Source organism: Microbacterium dauci, from assembly GCF_030065535.1.
Lineage (GTDB): Bacteria > Actinomycetota > Actinomycetes > Actinomycetales > Microbacteriaceae > Microbacterium > Microbacterium dauci.
The window spans coordinates 618,658-633,263 of the sequence record NZ_JASJND010000001.1; the positions used below are offsets into that span (position 1 = coordinate 618,658).

Here is a 14,606-nt window from a genome sequence, read left to right on the forward strand (position 1 = left end):
TGACTGGATGCCGCATGCAAGAGCTCGACCTCCTGCGCACCTTCCTCGAAGTGCATCGCGCAGGCTCGATCACCGCGGCATCCACTCGGCTCGGGCTCAGCCAGCCGTCCGTCAGTGAACGCATCGGCCGGCTCGAAGCGGAACTCGGCGCACCGCTGCTCACCCGCACCGCCCGCGGCGTGCAGCCCACCTCCGCCGGAGATGCGCTCGCCGCCCGCATCGCCGCGCCCATCGACCAGCTGCGCGAGGCGTGGACGGCGCCCGCACCCACGACTACCGAACTCGTCCGGATCGGCGGCGCGAGCGACATCATCGCCGCCCGCGTCATCCCGGCGCTCACCCCGCTCGCCACCGAGGGTGCTCGCCTGGCCTTCACGCTCGGTCTCGCTCCCGATCTGCTCGCCCGCCTGCAGAACGACGAGCTCGACGTCGTCATCTCATCCGTGCGCACCCCGACGCGCGGCATCCGCTACCGGGGACTCGTCGATGAAGAGTTCGTGCTCATCGGTGCACCTGCCCTGGCCCGCACGATCGACCGCGACCGCCTCGCCACCGACGCCGCAGCTGCGCTGCACCACCTGCCGCTCGTCACATACGACGACGCACTGTCGATCGTCCGGCGATACTGGCGCAGCCAGTTCGGCCACCGACCCACCAATCGCGTCGCGGTCACCGTCCCAGACCTGCGTGGTGTGCTCGCCGCCGTCGCAGCTGGCGCGGGCATCTCGGCGCTCCCGCGCTATCTCGCCGACCCTTCGATCGGGGCCGGCACCGTCGAAGTGCTCCACCGTCCCGACGAGGCACCGATCAACACGCTGCACATCGCGATCCGCGGCGCAGGCGCGCCATCGGCCGCGACGATCCGCGTGATCGACGCGCTCACCGAGCGTGCGCAACACTGGGACGTGTTCTGAACGGTTGCGCGGACGGCCTTGTCCGGGCGGCTGCAACGCTGCTGGAGTGCCGGCGGCGCGGCATCCGCTCGGTCAGTTGGAGACGACGCAGAAGGTGTTGCCGTCGGGGTCGCGCAGGACGATGTAGTCGGCGCCGTCCTCGTAGTCCCAGTCGTCGACTGTGGTGGCGCCGAGGGCCACCAGTCGCTCGACCTCGGCGGCGCGGTCCTCGGCCTTGATGTCGAGATGGTGGCGCTGCGGCTTGTCCGACCCGACGAGCATGAGTGACAGCTGCACGCCCGCGCCCTCCCGCGGCACGAGACTCGCCCAGTCGTCGTCCGGCTCGCGCTTCGGCACGTAGTCGAGCGCCGCAGTCCAGAACTCCACCGCACGCGCGATGTCGCGCACGCCCCACACGATCGAAAGAATGCTTGCCATGCTCCGATCGTGCGCCTTCGGGTGCCGTTCGGGGGAGGGGGTTGCGCGTGTGGCCGGAATCACACGGTGGCTGGCCGTTCGGTGCAGGGCTGAGGCGTTCGGTGGCTCGATACGGTCGGGTCATGCTCGAGATGCGCCCGAACTGTGAGTCCTGCGGTACCGCCACCGCAATGGAGAGCGAGGCGTACATCTGCTCGTACGAGTGCACCTGGTGCGCGGGGTGCGTCGACGGGTTCCCTGGGCGGGCGTGTCCGAACTGCGGGGGAGTGCTCGAGCGGCGGCCGACGCGCGTTGCGAAGGGCTGAGACGAGTCAGTTCCTGGAACCCGGGCCGAGATCGATCGGGCCCGGAGCCGGAGGTTGAACGGGGAGGCCCAGCTCGAGGATCCGCGTCACCATCGCGACCGCTCGATCGCTGAGCCCGTCGCCAGGGTAGAAGTCGTCGTAATGGGACTCGGCGGCGTCGAGGGTGCCGATCTCGCACAGCGCCAGGAGCTGACGGATGTCGTCGGTGTCCCGACCGGGGCGGCTCGCGCGGAGTTTCATCGCGAGGAGTGCCTCTTTCGACGCGACCTGGATCACGATGCCGTGGTCGTCGAAGATCGTGATCCACTCGACCGGTCGCCGACCGAAACTCGGCACCGCGTCGACACGCGCGACGTTGAAGTTCAGCCAGTCCGGCGCCCATTCATGAGCGAGGGCTACGCGGGCCGCTGCTGCCGCCACGGCTGCATCGGAGCCCGGCTGCACATGGAGCGAGTCCAGGTCTTGCGTCGTTCGACGGTCGAAGTAGCGCAGGCTCAGCGCTGCGCCGCCCACAAGCCTGATTCCAGCGACCTCGCCCGCACTGCGGAGTTCCGACACCAGATCGCGAAGCCCGGCGATGATCGCGTCGCGGTCGAGCGTTGTCCCCACCGCTACACACTCGCGAACGTGTCAGCCCAGACGAGCACGCCACGCTTCGCGAACGCATCGGGCACCGCGGTCCGCGGAGGTGTCGGGTCGGCGGGATCGACCTCGAGCGTGCGCGCGTTGCTAAGCGCACGCGTCAAAGATGACGTCCACGGCGGCAGCGGCAGCTTCTCATCGCGGAGCCGCCACTCGACGAGCGCCGCGATCGCGGCATCCCACACGGCTTCGCCTGTCGGCTCGGGCTCGGTGATCGTCAGCACACCGCGGATCAATCCGCGCTCGGCGACGAGGTTGTCGTTCAGCTGCAGCAGGGCGCGGAGCGCACCCGGCCTGTCACCCTCGCGGAGGCGAAGACGAATCTCGGCGGCAGCCGTCGCCGCGTCGTCACGTCGGGTCGGAGCAGCGTAGAGGCGGTACCCCGCGCCGGCAAGGAGGCGATCGACCGTGCCGAACTCGGCGTCTCGGCCGCGCTCCGACCGCGACACCGCTGACTGATCTAGGCGCGCTCGGGTGGCGAGCTCTGCCTGCGTGAGGCGCTCGCTCTTTCGGGCTGCCCGAACCAGTGTCGATGCGGTGACCATGACTCCTCGATATGTCTCTTAAGACATAATAGCTGCCAGATTCGACGCGTCACAGGTCACTTCTGACGTTCGTTGCCGCGCTTGTAGTTGCCCGTCACCCGGGCCATCACGTGCTGCGGATCGCGTCGTTCGACGTCGTCGAGGAACTTCTCCGCAGCGCGACCCCGTAGCGTCGCCGCGAGCCGGCCGTCGTGCCGGATCTCGACCTGCGATCCACGTGCGACGTAACCGAACCCGCTCGGCGTGCCGGTCATGACCCCGCCACGAGGCTCGGCGGGTCGGCGGCATCCCATCGTTCGACCGTCTGCACGGCCCAGAAGACGGCGAACAAGATCAAGCCGACTGCTTCGCCGATGAAGACGGCTGGAGTGTCAGGCAAGCGGATGCCGATGGTCACCGTCAGCACCAGGGTGATCACCATCGCCACCGGGATCACGAAGTACACCACCTGCAGCGCGCGCGACGGCGGACGGGCGCCGGGGTCGCGCGTGCGGGGGAGCGCGTTCACGATCGGGATCGCCGCGAACACCGCGAAGAAGCACACCGTCACCACGAGGTGCACGTTGATGCCGCCGACGAACGGGAACTGCTCGCGGAGGCCGGGTGCGAAGGTCAGGATCGCGAGGCCGATGCCGACGACGAGCGCGACCGAGCCGAGCGCGATCGTCCGGCGCCACGGGATCTGCCCGCAGATCGTGAGGACGATCGCCATCACCAGCACCGCGCCGAGCACCACCAGGTACGTCGTCACGCCGTTCAGCACGGCCGGCATGACCGAATCGGGCACGACCGGCTCGCTGCGGAACCCCGTCGGCACGATCGCGATCAGCGGCGCAAAGATCGCCGCGACGTCGAGCAGCACCGATTCCAGGTCGCGCCCCGACAGCGCGAGCAGCGCGACCGCGATTGCCGCGAGCGCCGCCGAGAACACGCCACCCGCCGCGGAGTAGTAGTAGTCGCTGATCGACGGCAGCAGCTCGCCGGTCCGGATCGTCTCGACCGTCACCGCCACCGCCAGCGCGAACACCACGCCCACGAGCGACAGCCGAAGGTACCGATGCGTGCGCTGACCAGTCACGCTCGCGACCCTACGTCACGGGTGTGACGCGCTGGTGGGACTGGGTGGGTGCCGCCACGCCGTGCGCCACAATCGGACCATGCTGATCGCGATGGCTGGCCTCCCCGGCTCGGGCAAAAGCACGATCGCCGAGGGCATCGCGCGGTCGCTCGGCTGTGCGCTCCTGTCGGTGGACCCCATCGAAGCGGCGATGTGGCGTGCCGGCATCCACCGTGAACAGCCGACCGGAGTTGCGGCATATGTCGTGGCCGAAGATCTCGCCCGCGAGCAGCTTGTGCTCGGCAACGACGCCATCGTCGACGCAGTCAACGACGTGGATGCCGCGCGCGGCCAGTGGACCTCACTCGCGGCGGAGCTCGGCCAGAAGGTGGTCTTCATCGAGGTGTACTGCAGCGATGAGACCGCGCACCGCCGGCGACTCGAGGGGCGCAACCGTGCACTCGTCGGGTTCCCCGAGCCGACGTGGGAATCGGTCGTCACCCGAGGCGCCGGATTCGAAGCGTGGGATGCGCCCCGCCTGCGGCTCGATTCCATGCGATCAGTGGACGAGAACGTTGCGACCGCGCTCGAACACCTCGACCGGAATCGGATGAGAGATTCCTCATCTGGGCAGGGGTGCTGAGGGCCGAATTCACCTGCTCAATGTCGGAACCCCTCACCAGAATTGAGGCATGACCACCCCCGCCGAGACCCCCGGATCCGACGCGTTCCTCGCGTCGCTCGCCGAGGTGGTTCATGGCGTCGAGGGTGTCGGGCGTGACCTCGCGGCGGCGCAGATCGCCGAGATCCGCTGGCTCGCCGCGGCAGGTGCGCTCGCCGAGCGCGCGGCATCCGGCTCGCCCGCTCGCGTGCGCGAGCAGGACATGCTGCTCCGCTCCGTCGCCGCCGAACTCGCCGGCGTGATGGGCTTCGCCGACCGGACGATCCAGCGGCGCATCGATGAGGCCCGCACGATCGTCGATGACTACCCGACCGCGCTCGAGGCGTGGGCCGACGGCCGCATCATCCGCGGTCATGTTATGGCGATCGTGGATGCCGGTTCGATCCTGCCGCCCGAGTTGCGCGGTGCCTTCGCGGATGCCGCGATCACGCGGTGCGAGCGCGACATCCCCAGCCGCGTGCGCGGTGAACTCGAGATTCTCGCGCAGCACATGCACCCGCGGTCGTTCGCGGAGCGGCACGAAGAGGCCGCGGCCGGGCGGTGCGTTCGGGTTATTCCCGGCCGCGACGGGATGAGCGACCTCATCGCGACGATGCCGACTGCGCTCGTCGAGGGCGCCTACGACCGACTGACCCGAATGGCACGCGCTGTCGTCGACACGCGAGACCAGCGGGCCGCGGCGGGACTGACGTTCGGGCTGGGCGACGCGCAGGTCGCTGACTCTGCGGGCGCGGCCACGGCGGGCGAGGGGGAGTCCCGTGCCGAGGCCGTGTCGACCGACGCGCGCACGACCGACCAGGTTCGCGCCGACATCCTCGCCGACCTCCTCCTCGCAGGCACGCCCGCGCTCGACGACACTCGCGACACCTCGGCGGGGCCACTCGGCAAGATCCGTGCCCGTATCCAGGTGGTGATCCCGGCGCACGCGCTCGCGGGCGACGACCACGACGCGTGCGACCTCGTCGGACGTTCACCGATCGACGCGGCAACTGCTCGACAGCTCGCGGCAGGGAACACGCAGTGGGAGCGGCTCGTCACCCATCCGGTGACCGGCGCGGTCCTCGCGGTCGATTCGTACCGGGTGCCGGAGAAGATGCGCCGGTACCTGCAGGCGCGGGACCAGCACTGCAGGTTCCCCGGATGCCGCCAGGCGGCGGTTCGTTGTGAGGTGGATCACAACGTCGATCACGCACTCGGCGGCAAGACCCACATCTGCAATCTCTGCCACTTGTGTCAGCGACATCACTCGATGAAGCAGTTCACGTGCTGGAGGGTCCGACAACTCAAGGGTGGCGTCCTCGAATGGACTTCACCCCTCGGCAGGATCTACAGAGAAGACGCACCCACCCCGGCCGTCGCCTTCACTCCTGCCGCCGCTTCGCCCACCGAAGCCGCACCGTTCTGACGCCCCGCTGGCGCGAGCGTTTCGTCTCGCTGCGCCCGCTCAACGACCGCGCGGGGCCGAGCTCAGCCCGCGAGCTCCTGCCGCACGATCTCTGCGCCCGCCGCCAGCGCAGCGAGCTTGCCGCGCGCCACCGACCGGGGGAGCGGCGCCATCCCGCAGTTCGTCGACGGGTACAGCAGGTCAGCGTCCACGAACGGCAGTGCCGACCGCAGCGTCGCCGCGACCTCCTCCGGCGTCTCGACCTGAGCGGATGCTACGTCGATCGCGCCCACCATCACGCGCTTTCCGCGCAGCAACTCGATGAGATCCACCGGCACGTGCGAGTTGTGGCATTCCAGCGACACGATGTCGACGCCCGACGCCTGCAGCTTCGGGAACGTCCGCTCGTATTGCCGCCACTCGTGACCGAGCGTCGCCTTCCAATCCGTGTTCGCCTTGATGCCGTACCCGTAACAGATGTGCACCGCGACATCGCAGGTCAGGCCCTCGAACGCGCGCTCCAGCGCAGCCACGCCCCAGTCGTTCACCTCGTCGAAGAACACGTTGAAGGCCGGCTCGTCGAACTGGATGATGTCGACGCCCGCTGCCTCGAGCTCCTTCGCCTCCTGGTTCAGGATCGTCGCGAACTCCCACGCCAGCTTCTCGCGGCTCTTGTAGTGCGCGTCATAGAGCGTGTCGATCATCGTCATCGGCCCGGGCAGCGCCCACTTGATCGGCTGCGACGTCTGCGACCGCAGGTACGCGGCATCCGCCACGAACACCGGCTGCTTGCGCGACACCGCACCGACCACCGTCGGCACCGACGCGTCGTACCGGTCACGAATCCGCACCGTCTCGCGCTGCTCGAAGTCCACCCCGTCGAGGTGCTCGATGAACGTCGTCACGAAGTGCTGCCGCGTCTGCTCGCCATCGCTCACGATGTCGATGCCCGCCTGCGCCTGATCGGCCAGCGACAGCCGCAGCGCATCCTTCTTGCCCTCGGCGAGATCCTCGCCCTCGAGCAGCCACGGCGACCACAGCTTCTCGGGCTCGGCCAGCCACGACGGCTTCGGCAGACTGCCGGCGGTGGAGGTGGGAAGCAGCTTCGTCATCATCGGTCTCCCTCCTCGTCGTCGTTTCCGGCGAAGTCGTCGTGCGCCGCCGAGAACCCGGCCGACCATTTCTTCAGCGTCTCGGCGTGCGGCGTCATGAAGAACTCCTCCGCGAACTTCCCCTGCACCACAGCCAGGCGGCTGCGCTCCTCGCGGTCGTAGACGACGCGCGTCAGCGAGAAGTCCGACGCCCCGAGGCTCGGCTTGTAGACGGCGCCCGCAGCGGAGTTCGAGTTGTAGATCTCGGGTCGGTAGATCTTCTGGAACGTCTCCATCGTGCTGATCGTCGCGATCAGCTCGAGGTTCGTGTAGTCGCCCAGCAGATCGCCCACGAAGTAGAAGGCGAGCGGCGCCGAGCTGCCGCGCGGCATGAAGTACCGGGCGCGCATGCCCATCTTCGCGAAGTAGTCATCCGTCGGCGACGACTCGCTCGTGTACTCGACACCCAGAATCGGGTGCACGTTCGCCGACCGACGGTACGTCTTCGAGGTCGACACGCTCAGACACACGACCGGCAGCGTCGCGAACTGCTCCGCGTACACGTCCGACTCGAGGAAGCTCTTGAATAGGTTGCCGTGCAGCACCCCGAAGTCATCGGGCGCACTGAAGCCCGTCTTCCCCTCGTTGTGGGCGGGCAGCACGATGCTGAAGTCGTAGTCGCGCACGTACGACGAGAAGTTGTTGCCGACGATGCCGTCGATCCGCTGCCCCGTCTTCGTGTCGACGATGAGCGGCTGCAGCACCTCGATCAGCGGGAACGACCCACCACCCGAGGCGTCGTCGATGTCGACGCTCACGGTCACGATGTCGAGCTCCAGGCGGTAGCGATCGCCTGCCTCGTTGTCCCAGCTCGCCAGGTCGTTGAAGCGCCGGTCGATCATCCGCAGCGCGTTCCGCAGGTTCTCCTCGCGTTCTTCGCCGCGGGCGAGGTTCGCGAAGTTCGTCGTGATCCGGGTGCCGTCGACGGGACGGTAGTCCTCGTCGAAGCGGGTCGTCTCGATCGAGAAGACGGGAGCGGAGGATTCGGTGAGACGCATGACGAGCCGTTCTGTCCGGGCAGGCCGAGCGGCCTGCTGAATCGATGTTCAGGAAGCCGCAGCGCGTGCCCGTGCACATCACCCGAAGAGCGACGGCGGGCGCGAGGCTTCGCGTCATGCTGCGATCTCCTCGAGTCTCGACCCGTGAGCGAACGCGTGCAAGTCGGCGCTGTCACACGACGCAATCCGCCCGCCGAATCCACAGGAAGCCTCAAGACCTGCGCCCATAGGATGGACTCGCTCAGAACGAGGGGGAGACATGGACTTTCTGATCCCGGCGCTCATCGCGGTCGTCGTGCTCGCTGTCATCGTCGGCATCTACCTGTGGGCGACGTACAACTCGCTCGTGTCGCTGAACGTGCGCGTCGACGAGGCGTGGAGCGACATCACGGTGCAGCTCAAGCGTCGCGCCGACCTGCTCCCCAACCTCATCGAGACCGTCAAGGGCTACGCCGCCCACGAGAAGGCCGTCTTCGAGAACGTGACCCAGGCCCGTGCCGAGACCCTCACCGCCACGAGCCCTGCCGAGGCGGGCGTCGCCGAGGGCCACATGCAGCAGGCGCTCAAGTCGCTGTTCGCGGTCGCCGAGGCGTACCCCCAGCTGCAGGCGAGCCAGAACTTCCTGCAGCTGCAGCAGGCCGTCGTCGACACCGAAGACAAGATCCAGGCGTCGCGCCGCTTCTACAACGGCGGCGTGCGTGAGCTGAACACCAAGATCAAGGTCTTCCCGAACAACCTCTTCGCCCGCCGCCTCGGCTTCAGCGAGCGCGAGTTCTTCGAAGTCGAGAACGGCGCCGCGATCGCCGAGCCCCCGCGCATCCAGTTCTGACGAGCGGATGCCGCACCGCGCGTGGCATATGAACCGACCTAGGATGAGCGGATGAGCACCGGCGGCGACAAGCCACGCGGCGGCTTCTTCGACACCCTCCGACAGCGCACGGTGTCGACGGAGATCGCCGATTCGATGCCGCGCGGCCTCCGCCTCGCGACCGCGTACGCGTGGCGCTTCCTCCTCATCGCCGCGGCGATCGCCGTCCTCATCTGGATCGTCATCCAGCTGAAGCTGCTCATCATCCCGCTGCTCGCCGCGATCCTCGTGACGGCGCTCGTCTGGCCGCTGTTCAGCTTCCTGATCCGCCATCGGATGCCGCGATGGCTCTCGGTGCTCATCACGGTCCTCGTCGCGCTCTCCGTCGCGACCGGCCTGCTGTGGCTCGCCATCTGGCAGATCTCCCGCGAAGCCGGCCGCGTGCGCGACCGCACCGTCGTCGCCCTCGACGAGTTCCGCACCTACCTCATCGACGGACCGCTCCACCTCACCGAGCTGCAGATCGACGGCGCCATCGACCAGGCCTTCGAGCTCATCCAGGAGCAGGCGCAGCTGCTGTGGTCGGGCGCCCTCGCCGTCGGCTCGACGCTCGGGCACATCGTCACCGGCGTCCTCCTCGCGATCTTCATCCTCATCTGCACCCTCGCCGACGGCGGTGGCATCTGGAAGTGGACCGTCCGCCTCTTCCCGCAGCGCGCCCGCACCGCTGTCGACGGCGCCGGCCGCGCCGGCTGGCGCACCGTCATCAACTACGCCCGTACCCAGCTCCTCGTCGCCACCATCGACGCCGTCGGCATCGGAGTGGGCGCCTTCGCCCTCGGAGTGCCGCTTGCCGCCCCCATCGGCGTGCTCGTCTTCCTCGGCGCGTTCGTGCCCTTCGTCGGCGCCGTCCTCACCGGCGCCCTCGCAGTCTTCCTCGCGCTCGTCTACAACGGCCCGTGGATCGCCCTCTGGATGCTCGTCATCGTCCTCGCGGTCCAGCAGTTCGAGGGCCACATCCTCCAGCCGCTCCTCATGGGCGCCGCCGTCAAGGTGCACCCGCTCGCGGTCGTCCTCGCCGTCGCCGGGGGAGCGATGATCGCCGGCATCGCGGGCGCCGTCTTCGCCGTGCCGCTCGCCGCCTTCGTCAACGTGGTCTGGCTCTACCTCTCCAGACGCGGGTGGGAGCATCCGGTCGATGCGAGACCCACCGACCTCATCTGGAGCACCGTGCCCCGCCAAGATCTCCGCGACAGGAAGCGCTTCTCGTGAACGACACCACCACCCACCCGACCCTGTCGGAGTTCACGGATGCCGCAGCCCAACTCGAAGGCGTCATCCTGCACACCCCCGTCGAGGGCTCCGAGTACCTCTCGACCGTCCTCGGCGCGTCGGTGCACCTCAAGTTCGAGCACCTGCAGCGCACCGGTTCGTTCAAGATCCGCGGCGCGACTTACCGCCTGTCGCGCCTGACCGCCGAGGAGCGCGCGCGGGGTGTCGTCGCGGCATCCGCGGGCAACCACGCCCAGGGCGTGGCGCTCGGCGCCCAGAAGCTCGGCATCCCGGCGACGATCTTCATGCCGCTCGGCGTGCCCGTTCCGAAGCTCCTCGCGACGCGCGGCTACGGCGCCGACGTCGTGCTCGAAGGGGCCACCTTCGAGACGCCGCTGCGCCTCGCGCAGGAGTTCGCCGAGCGCACCGGCGCCGTCTTCATCCCGCCGTACGACCACCGTGACGTGGTCATCGGGCAGGGCACGCTCGGTCTCGAGCTGATGGACGAGATCCCGGGCCTCGAGACGGTCCTCGTCGGCATCGGTGGCGGTGGCCTCATCGCGGGCGTCGCGGCAGCCGTCAAGGCGCGCGCCGCCGCCGAAGGGCGCACCGTGCGTGTCATCGGCGTGCAGGCTGAGAACTCCGCGGCCTACCCGCCCTCACTCGCCGCCGGCCACCCGATCGACGCCGATACGACCCCGACGATCGCTGACGGCATCGCGGTGAAGCGCCCCGGCGACATCCCGTTCGGGATCATCCGCGACCTCGTCGACGAGGTCGTCACGGTGACCGACGACGACATCGCCCGCGCGATCCTCGTGCTCATCGAGCGCGCGAAGCAGGTCGTCGAGCCCGCCGGCGCCGTCGGCGTCGCGGCGATCCTCACCGGCAAGGTCAAGCCGACCGGGCCGACCGCGGCGATCCTTTCGGGCGGCAACATCGACCCGCTGCTGCTGCAACGCGTCGTGGCACACGGGCTCGCGGCATCCGGTCGGTACATGACCATCCAGGTGCCGCTGCCTGACCGTCCCGGTCAGCTCGCGCGCGTGTCGGAGCTGCTGTCGACCGTCGGCGCGAACGTCATCGAGGTGCTGCACACCCGCCACGGCCAGGGTCTGCAGATCAGCGAGGTGATCCTGCAACTCTCGGTCGAGACCCGCGGCGAGGAACACCGCGCGCAGGTGCTCGCGATCCTGCGCGAGGCCGGCTACGCGCCCCGCCTCGTCCAGGACTGAGCGCCCGGGATCACTGCGCGCCCGCTCGCGCGGGCTCGCGCCCTCTCGCGCCGCGGCATCCCGCCGAAAGAACATCCCACGGCCGAGAGAACGGACTACACCTGTTCCCTCGGCCGCGGGATGTTCTCTCGCGGTCAGACGAGTGGATGCCGCGCGCGGCGCAGCGCCGCGCAACGAACCGTCACTGCCCCGAGTAGGTCTCGACCTTCACGATCTCGACGCTGATCGACTTGCCGTTGGGCGCCGTGTACGAGGTCTTGTCGCCCTCCTTGAGGCCGAGGATGGCCTCGCCGAGCGGGGATGCCTCGCTGTACACGTCGAGCTCGCTGTTCGCCGCGATTTCGCGGTTGCCGAGCAGGAACACCTCTTCGCCGCCGGCGACGAGCGCGGTGACGACCGTGCCCGAGAGCACCGTGCCGTCGGACTCGGGTGCGACGCCGACCTTGGCGTCCTTCAGCAGCTGCTGGAGCGTGCGGATGCGCGCCTCCTGCTTGCCCTGCTCGTCCTTCGCAGCGTGGTAGCCGCCGTTCTCCTTGAGGTCGCCCTCTTCGCGTGCGGCCTCGATGCGCTTCGCGATCTCCTCGCGACCGGTGGTCGACAGGTGCTCGAGCTCGGCGACGAGGCGGTCGTACGCCTCCTGGGTGAGGAACGTCTCAGTGGACATCGTGATCTCCCGTGTGATCGGGGTGGATATAAGCGAACGCCCCGGCAGCGGGCCGGGGCGCGTGATCTGACAGCCTACGGGGTCCAGCAGGAGCGGATCAAACCCGTCGTCGCCTCCGCGACGGTCGGCACCTGCTCCACGACAGTCCTCGAACGCTCCTCGGATGCCGCGTACTCCACGACCCGCCAGCCGACGATGCCGTGCTCGGTGTCCTGCGCCTCGAACGCGCACGCGATGGGGCCGTCGCCGTTGAAGTTGATCTGCGCGCGCACCGTCACGAGGTGCTCGTCGTCGATGTTGTACCCCGTCGTGTCGGCATCCACCGAGGCGAGGGAGCGAGTCACGGTCGACCAGCCGAGGAGGCCCGTCGCGACGATGGCGACGACTGCGACCGCAACCCACCAGAGCGTCCGGCGACGAACGGTGCCGGTGCGTCCGTAACGCTCGGCGAGCATCCGGTCGACGTCGGTGGGGGACATGCGGCATCCGATCTAGGCTGGAGTTCCAGGCTATTCGCTCTGGCTGAAAGAAGAGGACCCATGCTCTGGCTCGCCGCGACCCCGACGCCCACACCGACCCCCGGCCTCTCCGCCGAGCAGGTCACGCCGGGTATCGAGGGGTTCCTCGTGATGGCGCTCATCGCCGTCGTGATCGTGCTGCTGGGCATCGCGATGCTGCGCCGCGTGCGCCGCGCGCAGTACCGGGTCGATGTCCGCGAGCAGCTCGACGCCGAAGAGGCCGCCGCCCGCGGCGAGGGTCCTACGCCGGGAGACCCAGCGAAGGACTGAGCGGGTCGAGCGAGATCAGCAGACACGCGGTCCAGTGGCAGAGGAACGCCAGGACCGTGCAGACGTGGAAGATCTCGTGGAAGCCGAAGTGGCCCGGCCACGGGTTCGGCCGCTTCATGCCGTAGACGACGGCGCCGGCTGTGTAGAGCAGGCCGCCAACGATGACGAGCACCATCATCGCGACGTTCGCGTTGAGCAGGTCGACGAGGTACATCACCGCGGCCCAGCCCAGCAGCAGGTAGAGCGCGACGTAGAGCCAGCGCGGCGCGTTGATCCAGAAGACGCGGAACAGGATGCCGAGCAGCGCACCCGACCACACCAGGATCAGCAGCAGCACTCCCTTGTCGGGGGTGAGCGCGAGCGTCGCAATCGGCGTGTACGTGCCCGCGATGAGCAGCAGGATGTTCGCGTGGTCGATGCGCTTGAGCACGACCTTCGTCCGCGGACCCCAGTTGAAGCGGTGGTACAGGGCGGAGTTGCCGAACAGCAGCAGCGACGTCGCCATGAACACCGCGGCCGCCCACTTGCCGGGCGTTCCCTCGGCGAGGACGATCAGCACGATGCCCGCGGCGATCGCGACCGGGAACGTCCCCGCGTGGATCCAGCCCCGCCACGTCGGTTTCAGCTCGACGTGCGCGTCGAGGGCCGCGGCATCCAACAGCGGAAGCTGGGGCATTTCGGGTCCGTCGGCGGGGGTGTGTCGGGTCACGGCCCGAGCCTACGCGCCGTGCCATGCCGAGGAGTCCATACGCGGCGACGGCGGCCGACAGCGGTAGCGTAGGCACGTGACTCGCGCCGGTTCGACCCAGGGACGGGGCCTGCTGTACCGGCTCTACAGCTCCCGCCTGCGCCGCGAGATCGAGGCGCGCAGCGTGCCGCACCACGTCGCGATGATGATCGACGGCAATCGCCGGTGGGCCCGGCAGCTCGGCTACACGACGGTGTCGCACGGGCACCGCGCCGGCGCCGCGAAGATGCACGAGTTTCTGCAGTGGTGCGACGACCTCGGCATCAAGGTCGTGTCGTTGTATCTGCTGTCGGTCGACAACCTCACCAAGCGCGATTCGCAGGAGCTCAGCGACCTCATCGAGATCATCGCCGAGCTCGCCGACACGCTGTCGCAGGAGCCCGGCTGGCGCGTGCAGCAGGTCGGTCGTGCCGAGCTCCTGCCCGACGATCTCGCCCGGAGCCTCCGCACCGTCGAGGACCGCACCCGCGACAACACGGGCCTGCACGTCAACCTTGCCGTCGGGTACGGCGGTCGCGGCGAGATCGTCGATGCCGTCCGCAGCATCATCGCCGCCCACGACCGCCAGGGCGGCTCGCTCGAAGAGCTCGCCGAGAGCCTCACCCCCGAGCAGATCGGCGAGCACCTCTACACCGGCGGCCAGCCCGACCCCGACCTCGTGATCCGCACGTCGGGGGAGCAGCGCCTCAGCGACTTCTTGCTGTGGCAGTCCGCGCACAGCGAGTTCTACTTCGTCGAGGCACTCGGACCCGACCTCCGCGAAGTCGATTTCCTCCGCGCGATCAGGGATTTCGGCGACCGCGATCGCCGCTTCGGCAGCTGACTCCAGCGGCGTTACACACTGTTCACACGGCAGTCCCCGTTCCACGGCGTGTCGGATTGCGCGGATGCCACGTGCGCGGCCTACGTTCATCCCAACGGGCACGGAGCCCGTTCGAGTCGGCCTTCTCACGACTCGTGACCCAGGTCGACTCGTGACTGCCGGGGAACCCCCGG

The 14,606-nt window shown here is 68.8% G+C and carries 19 protein-coding genes; 9 read left to right on the top strand and 10 right to left on the bottom strand.

Annotation, left to right across the window (positions count from 1 at the left end; all coding sequences use genetic code 11):
• Positions 1–14 precede the first annotated feature (14 nt).
• A complete protein-coding gene (locus QNI14_RS02945) occupies positions 15–914 on the top strand; it encodes a LysR family transcriptional regulator (RefSeq protein ID WP_283714700.1) in 900 nt (299 codons plus the stop codon).
• A gap of 72 nt (positions 915–986) precedes the next feature.
• Here the strand turns inward: QNI14_RS02945 and QNI14_RS02950 are convergent, their stop codons facing one another.
• Positions 987–1,331, bottom strand: coding sequence for a VOC family protein (locus QNI14_RS02950; protein ID WP_283714702.1), 345 nt, complete (start codon positions 1,329–1,331; stop codon positions 987–989).
• A 131-nt stretch (positions 1,332–1,462) separates the two neighbouring features.
• Here QNI14_RS02950 and QNI14_RS02955 point away from each other — a divergent pair, with 131 nt between their 5' ends.
• Positions 1,463–1,636 (top strand): DUF1272 domain-containing protein, encoded by a 174-nt coding sequence (locus tag QNI14_RS02955; protein WP_283714876.1) that lies wholly within the window; start codon positions 1,463–1,465, stop codon positions 1,634–1,636.
• Positions 1,637–1,642: 6 nt separating this feature from the next.
• Here QNI14_RS02955 and QNI14_RS02960 read toward each other — a convergent pair whose 3' ends face one another.
• From QNI14_RS02960 to QNI14_RS02975, 4 genes are read right to left on the bottom strand one after another with little or no spacing between them, the layout of a single operon-like run.
• Positions 1,643–2,245 carry a hypothetical protein gene (locus QNI14_RS02960; RefSeq protein ID WP_283714704.1) on the bottom strand — a complete coding sequence of 201 codons (603 nt, stop codon included), beginning with the start codon at positions 2,243–2,245 and terminating at the stop codon, positions 1,643–1,645.
• 2 nt (positions 2,246–2,247) lie between these two features.
• On the bottom strand, positions 2,248–2,823 hold the full coding sequence (locus tag QNI14_RS02965; RefSeq protein ID WP_283714706.1) for a helix-turn-helix domain-containing protein: 576 nt from the start codon (positions 2,821–2,823) through the stop codon (positions 2,248–2,250).
• A 56-nt stretch (positions 2,824–2,879) separates the two neighbouring features.
• On the bottom strand, positions 2,880–3,077 hold the full coding sequence (locus QNI14_RS02970; protein ID WP_283714708.1) for a hypothetical protein: 198 nt from the start codon (positions 3,075–3,077) through the stop codon (positions 2,880–2,882).
• Positions 3,074–3,901 (bottom strand): hypothetical protein, encoded by an 828-nt coding sequence (locus tag QNI14_RS02975; protein WP_283714709.1) that lies wholly within the window; start codon positions 3,899–3,901, stop codon positions 3,074–3,076. The genes QNI14_RS02970 and QNI14_RS02975 overlap by 4 nt, the downstream gene beginning before the upstream one ends.
• Positions 3,902–3,980: 79 nt before the next feature.
• Between QNI14_RS02975 and QNI14_RS02980 the strand changes: the two genes are divergently transcribed.
• Together QNI14_RS02980 and QNI14_RS02985 are read left to right on the top strand one after the other, a co-directional pair.
• The gene (locus tag QNI14_RS02980; RefSeq protein WP_283714711.1) at positions 3,981–4,523 is read left to right on the top strand and encodes a P-loop nucleotide/nucleoside kinase family protein; all 543 of its coding nucleotides are present in this window, start codon (positions 3,981–3,983) and stop codon (positions 4,521–4,523) included.
• Positions 4,524–4,572: 49 nt separating this feature from the next.
• Positions 4,573–5,967 carry an HNH endonuclease gene (locus QNI14_RS02985; RefSeq protein WP_283714712.1) on the top strand — a complete coding sequence of 465 codons (1,395 nt, stop codon included), beginning with the start codon at positions 4,573–4,575 and terminating at the stop codon, positions 5,965–5,967.
• A gap of 62 nt (positions 5,968–6,029) precedes the next feature.
• On the opposite strand, the gene QNI14_RS02990 is transcribed toward QNI14_RS02985, so the two are convergent.
• Entirely contained in the window at positions 6,030–7,058 is a 1,029-nt protein-coding gene (locus QNI14_RS02990; RefSeq protein ID WP_283714713.1) for a methionine synthase, read from the bottom strand.
• A complete protein-coding gene (locus QNI14_RS02995) occupies positions 7,058–8,095 on the bottom strand; it encodes a putative oxygenase MesX (protein ID WP_283714715.1) in 1,038 nt (345 codons plus the stop codon). The genes QNI14_RS02990 and QNI14_RS02995 overlap by 1 nt, the downstream gene beginning before the upstream one ends.
• A gap of 259 nt (positions 8,096–8,354) precedes the next feature.
• Here QNI14_RS02995 and QNI14_RS03000 point away from each other — a divergent pair, with 259 nt between their 5' ends.
• Genes QNI14_RS03000 through ilvA form a run of 3 tightly spaced genes read left to right on the top strand, consistent with a single transcriptional unit; the run spans position 8,355 to position 11,410 of the window.
• Entirely contained in the window at positions 8,355–8,924 is a 570-nt protein-coding gene (locus QNI14_RS03000; protein WP_283714716.1) for a LemA family protein, read from the top strand.
• 51 nt (positions 8,925–8,975) lie between these two features.
• A complete protein-coding gene (locus QNI14_RS03005) occupies positions 8,976–10,175 on the top strand; it encodes an AI-2E family transporter (RefSeq protein WP_283714718.1) in 1,200 nt (399 codons plus the stop codon).
• Positions 10,172–11,410 (top strand): threonine ammonia-lyase, encoded by a 1,239-nt coding sequence (gene ilvA / locus QNI14_RS03010; RefSeq protein WP_283714719.1) that lies wholly within the window; start codon positions 10,172–10,174, stop codon positions 11,408–11,410. The genes QNI14_RS03005 and ilvA overlap by 4 nt, the downstream gene beginning before the upstream one ends.
• 181 nt (positions 11,411–11,591) lie before the next feature.
• On the opposite strand, the gene greA is transcribed toward ilvA, so the two are convergent.
• Together greA and QNI14_RS03020 are read right to left on the bottom strand one after the other, a co-directional pair.
• On the bottom strand, positions 11,592–12,074 hold the full coding sequence (greA, locus tag QNI14_RS03015) for a transcription elongation factor GreA (protein WP_283714720.1): 483 nt from the start codon (positions 12,072–12,074) through the stop codon (positions 11,592–11,594).
• A 74-nt stretch (positions 12,075–12,148) separates the two neighbouring features.
• The gene (locus QNI14_RS03020) at positions 12,149–12,553 is read right to left on the bottom strand and encodes a DUF4307 domain-containing protein (RefSeq protein WP_283714721.1); all 405 of its coding nucleotides are present in this window, start codon (positions 12,551–12,553) and stop codon (positions 12,149–12,151) included.
• Between the two features lie 60 nt (positions 12,554–12,613).
• Between QNI14_RS03020 and QNI14_RS03025 the strand changes: the two genes are divergently transcribed.
• Complete coding sequence (locus QNI14_RS03025) at positions 12,614–12,862, top strand: hypothetical protein (RefSeq protein WP_283714722.1); 249 nt, start codon at positions 12,614–12,616, stop codon at positions 12,860–12,862.
• Here the strand turns inward: QNI14_RS03025 and trhA are convergent.
• Positions 12,834–13,538 carry a PAQR family membrane homeostasis protein TrhA gene (gene trhA / locus QNI14_RS03030; protein ID WP_283714877.1) on the bottom strand — a complete coding sequence of 235 codons (705 nt, stop codon included), beginning with the start codon at positions 13,536–13,538 and terminating at the stop codon, positions 12,834–12,836. The genes QNI14_RS03025 and trhA overlap by 29 nt on opposite strands.
• Positions 13,539–13,647: 109 nt before the next feature.
• Between trhA and QNI14_RS03035 the strand changes: the two genes are divergently transcribed.
• Positions 13,648–14,433, top strand: coding sequence for an isoprenyl transferase (locus QNI14_RS03035; protein ID WP_283714723.1), 786 nt, complete (start codon positions 13,648–13,650; stop codon positions 14,431–14,433).
• The last annotated feature ends 173 nt before the right edge of the window (positions 14,434–14,606 follow it).

Bases quoted from the DNA above. Each gene is read 5' to 3' on its own strand.
- QNI14_RS02945 (WP_283714700.1), top strand. From the start codon at position 15: ATGCAAGAGCTCGACCTCCTGCGCACCTTCCTCGAAGTGCATCGCGCA.
- QNI14_RS02950 (WP_283714702.1), bottom strand. From the start codon at position 1,331: ATGGCAAGCATTCTTTCGATCGTGTGGGGCGTGCGCGACATCGCGCGT.
- QNI14_RS02955 (WP_283714876.1), top strand. From the start codon at position 1,463: ATGCGCCCGAACTGTGAGTCCTGCGGTACCGCCACCGCAATGGAGAGC.
- QNI14_RS02965 (WP_283714706.1), bottom strand. From the start codon at position 2,823: ATGGTCACCGCATCGACACTGGTTCGGGCAGCCCGAAAGAGCGAGCGC.
- QNI14_RS02970 (WP_283714708.1), bottom strand. From the start codon at position 3,077: ATGACCGGCACGCCGAGCGGGTTCGGTTACGTCGCACGTGGATCGCAG.
- QNI14_RS02980 (WP_283714711.1), top strand. From the start codon at position 3,981: ATGCTGATCGCGATGGCTGGCCTCCCCGGCTCGGGCAAAAGCACGATC.
- QNI14_RS02985 (WP_283714712.1), top strand. From the start codon at position 4,573: ATGACCACCCCCGCCGAGACCCCCGGATCCGACGCGTTCCTCGCGTCG.
- QNI14_RS02990 (WP_283714713.1), bottom strand. From the start codon at position 7,058: ATGACGAAGCTGCTTCCCACCTCCACCGCCGGCAGTCTGCCGAAGCCG.
- QNI14_RS02995 (WP_283714715.1), bottom strand. From the start codon at position 8,095: ATGCGTCTCACCGAATCCTCCGCTCCCGTCTTCTCGATCGAGACGACC.
- QNI14_RS03000 (WP_283714716.1), top strand. From the start codon at position 8,355: ATGGACTTTCTGATCCCGGCGCTCATCGCGGTCGTCGTGCTCGCTGTC.
- QNI14_RS03005 (WP_283714718.1), top strand. From the start codon at position 8,976: ATGAGCACCGGCGGCGACAAGCCACGCGGCGGCTTCTTCGACACCCTC.
- greA (WP_283714720.1), bottom strand. From the start codon at position 12,074: ATGTCCACTGAGACGTTCCTCACCCAGGAGGCGTACGACCGCCTCGTC.
- QNI14_RS03020 (WP_283714721.1), bottom strand. From the start codon at position 12,553: ATGTCCCCCACCGACGTCGACCGGATGCTCGCCGAGCGTTACGGACGC.
- QNI14_RS03025 (WP_283714722.1), top strand. From the start codon at position 12,614: ATGCTCTGGCTCGCCGCGACCCCGACGCCCACACCGACCCCCGGCCTC.
- trhA (WP_283714877.1), bottom strand. From the start codon at position 13,538: ATGCCCCAGCTTCCGCTGTTGGATGCCGCGGCCCTCGACGCGCACGTC.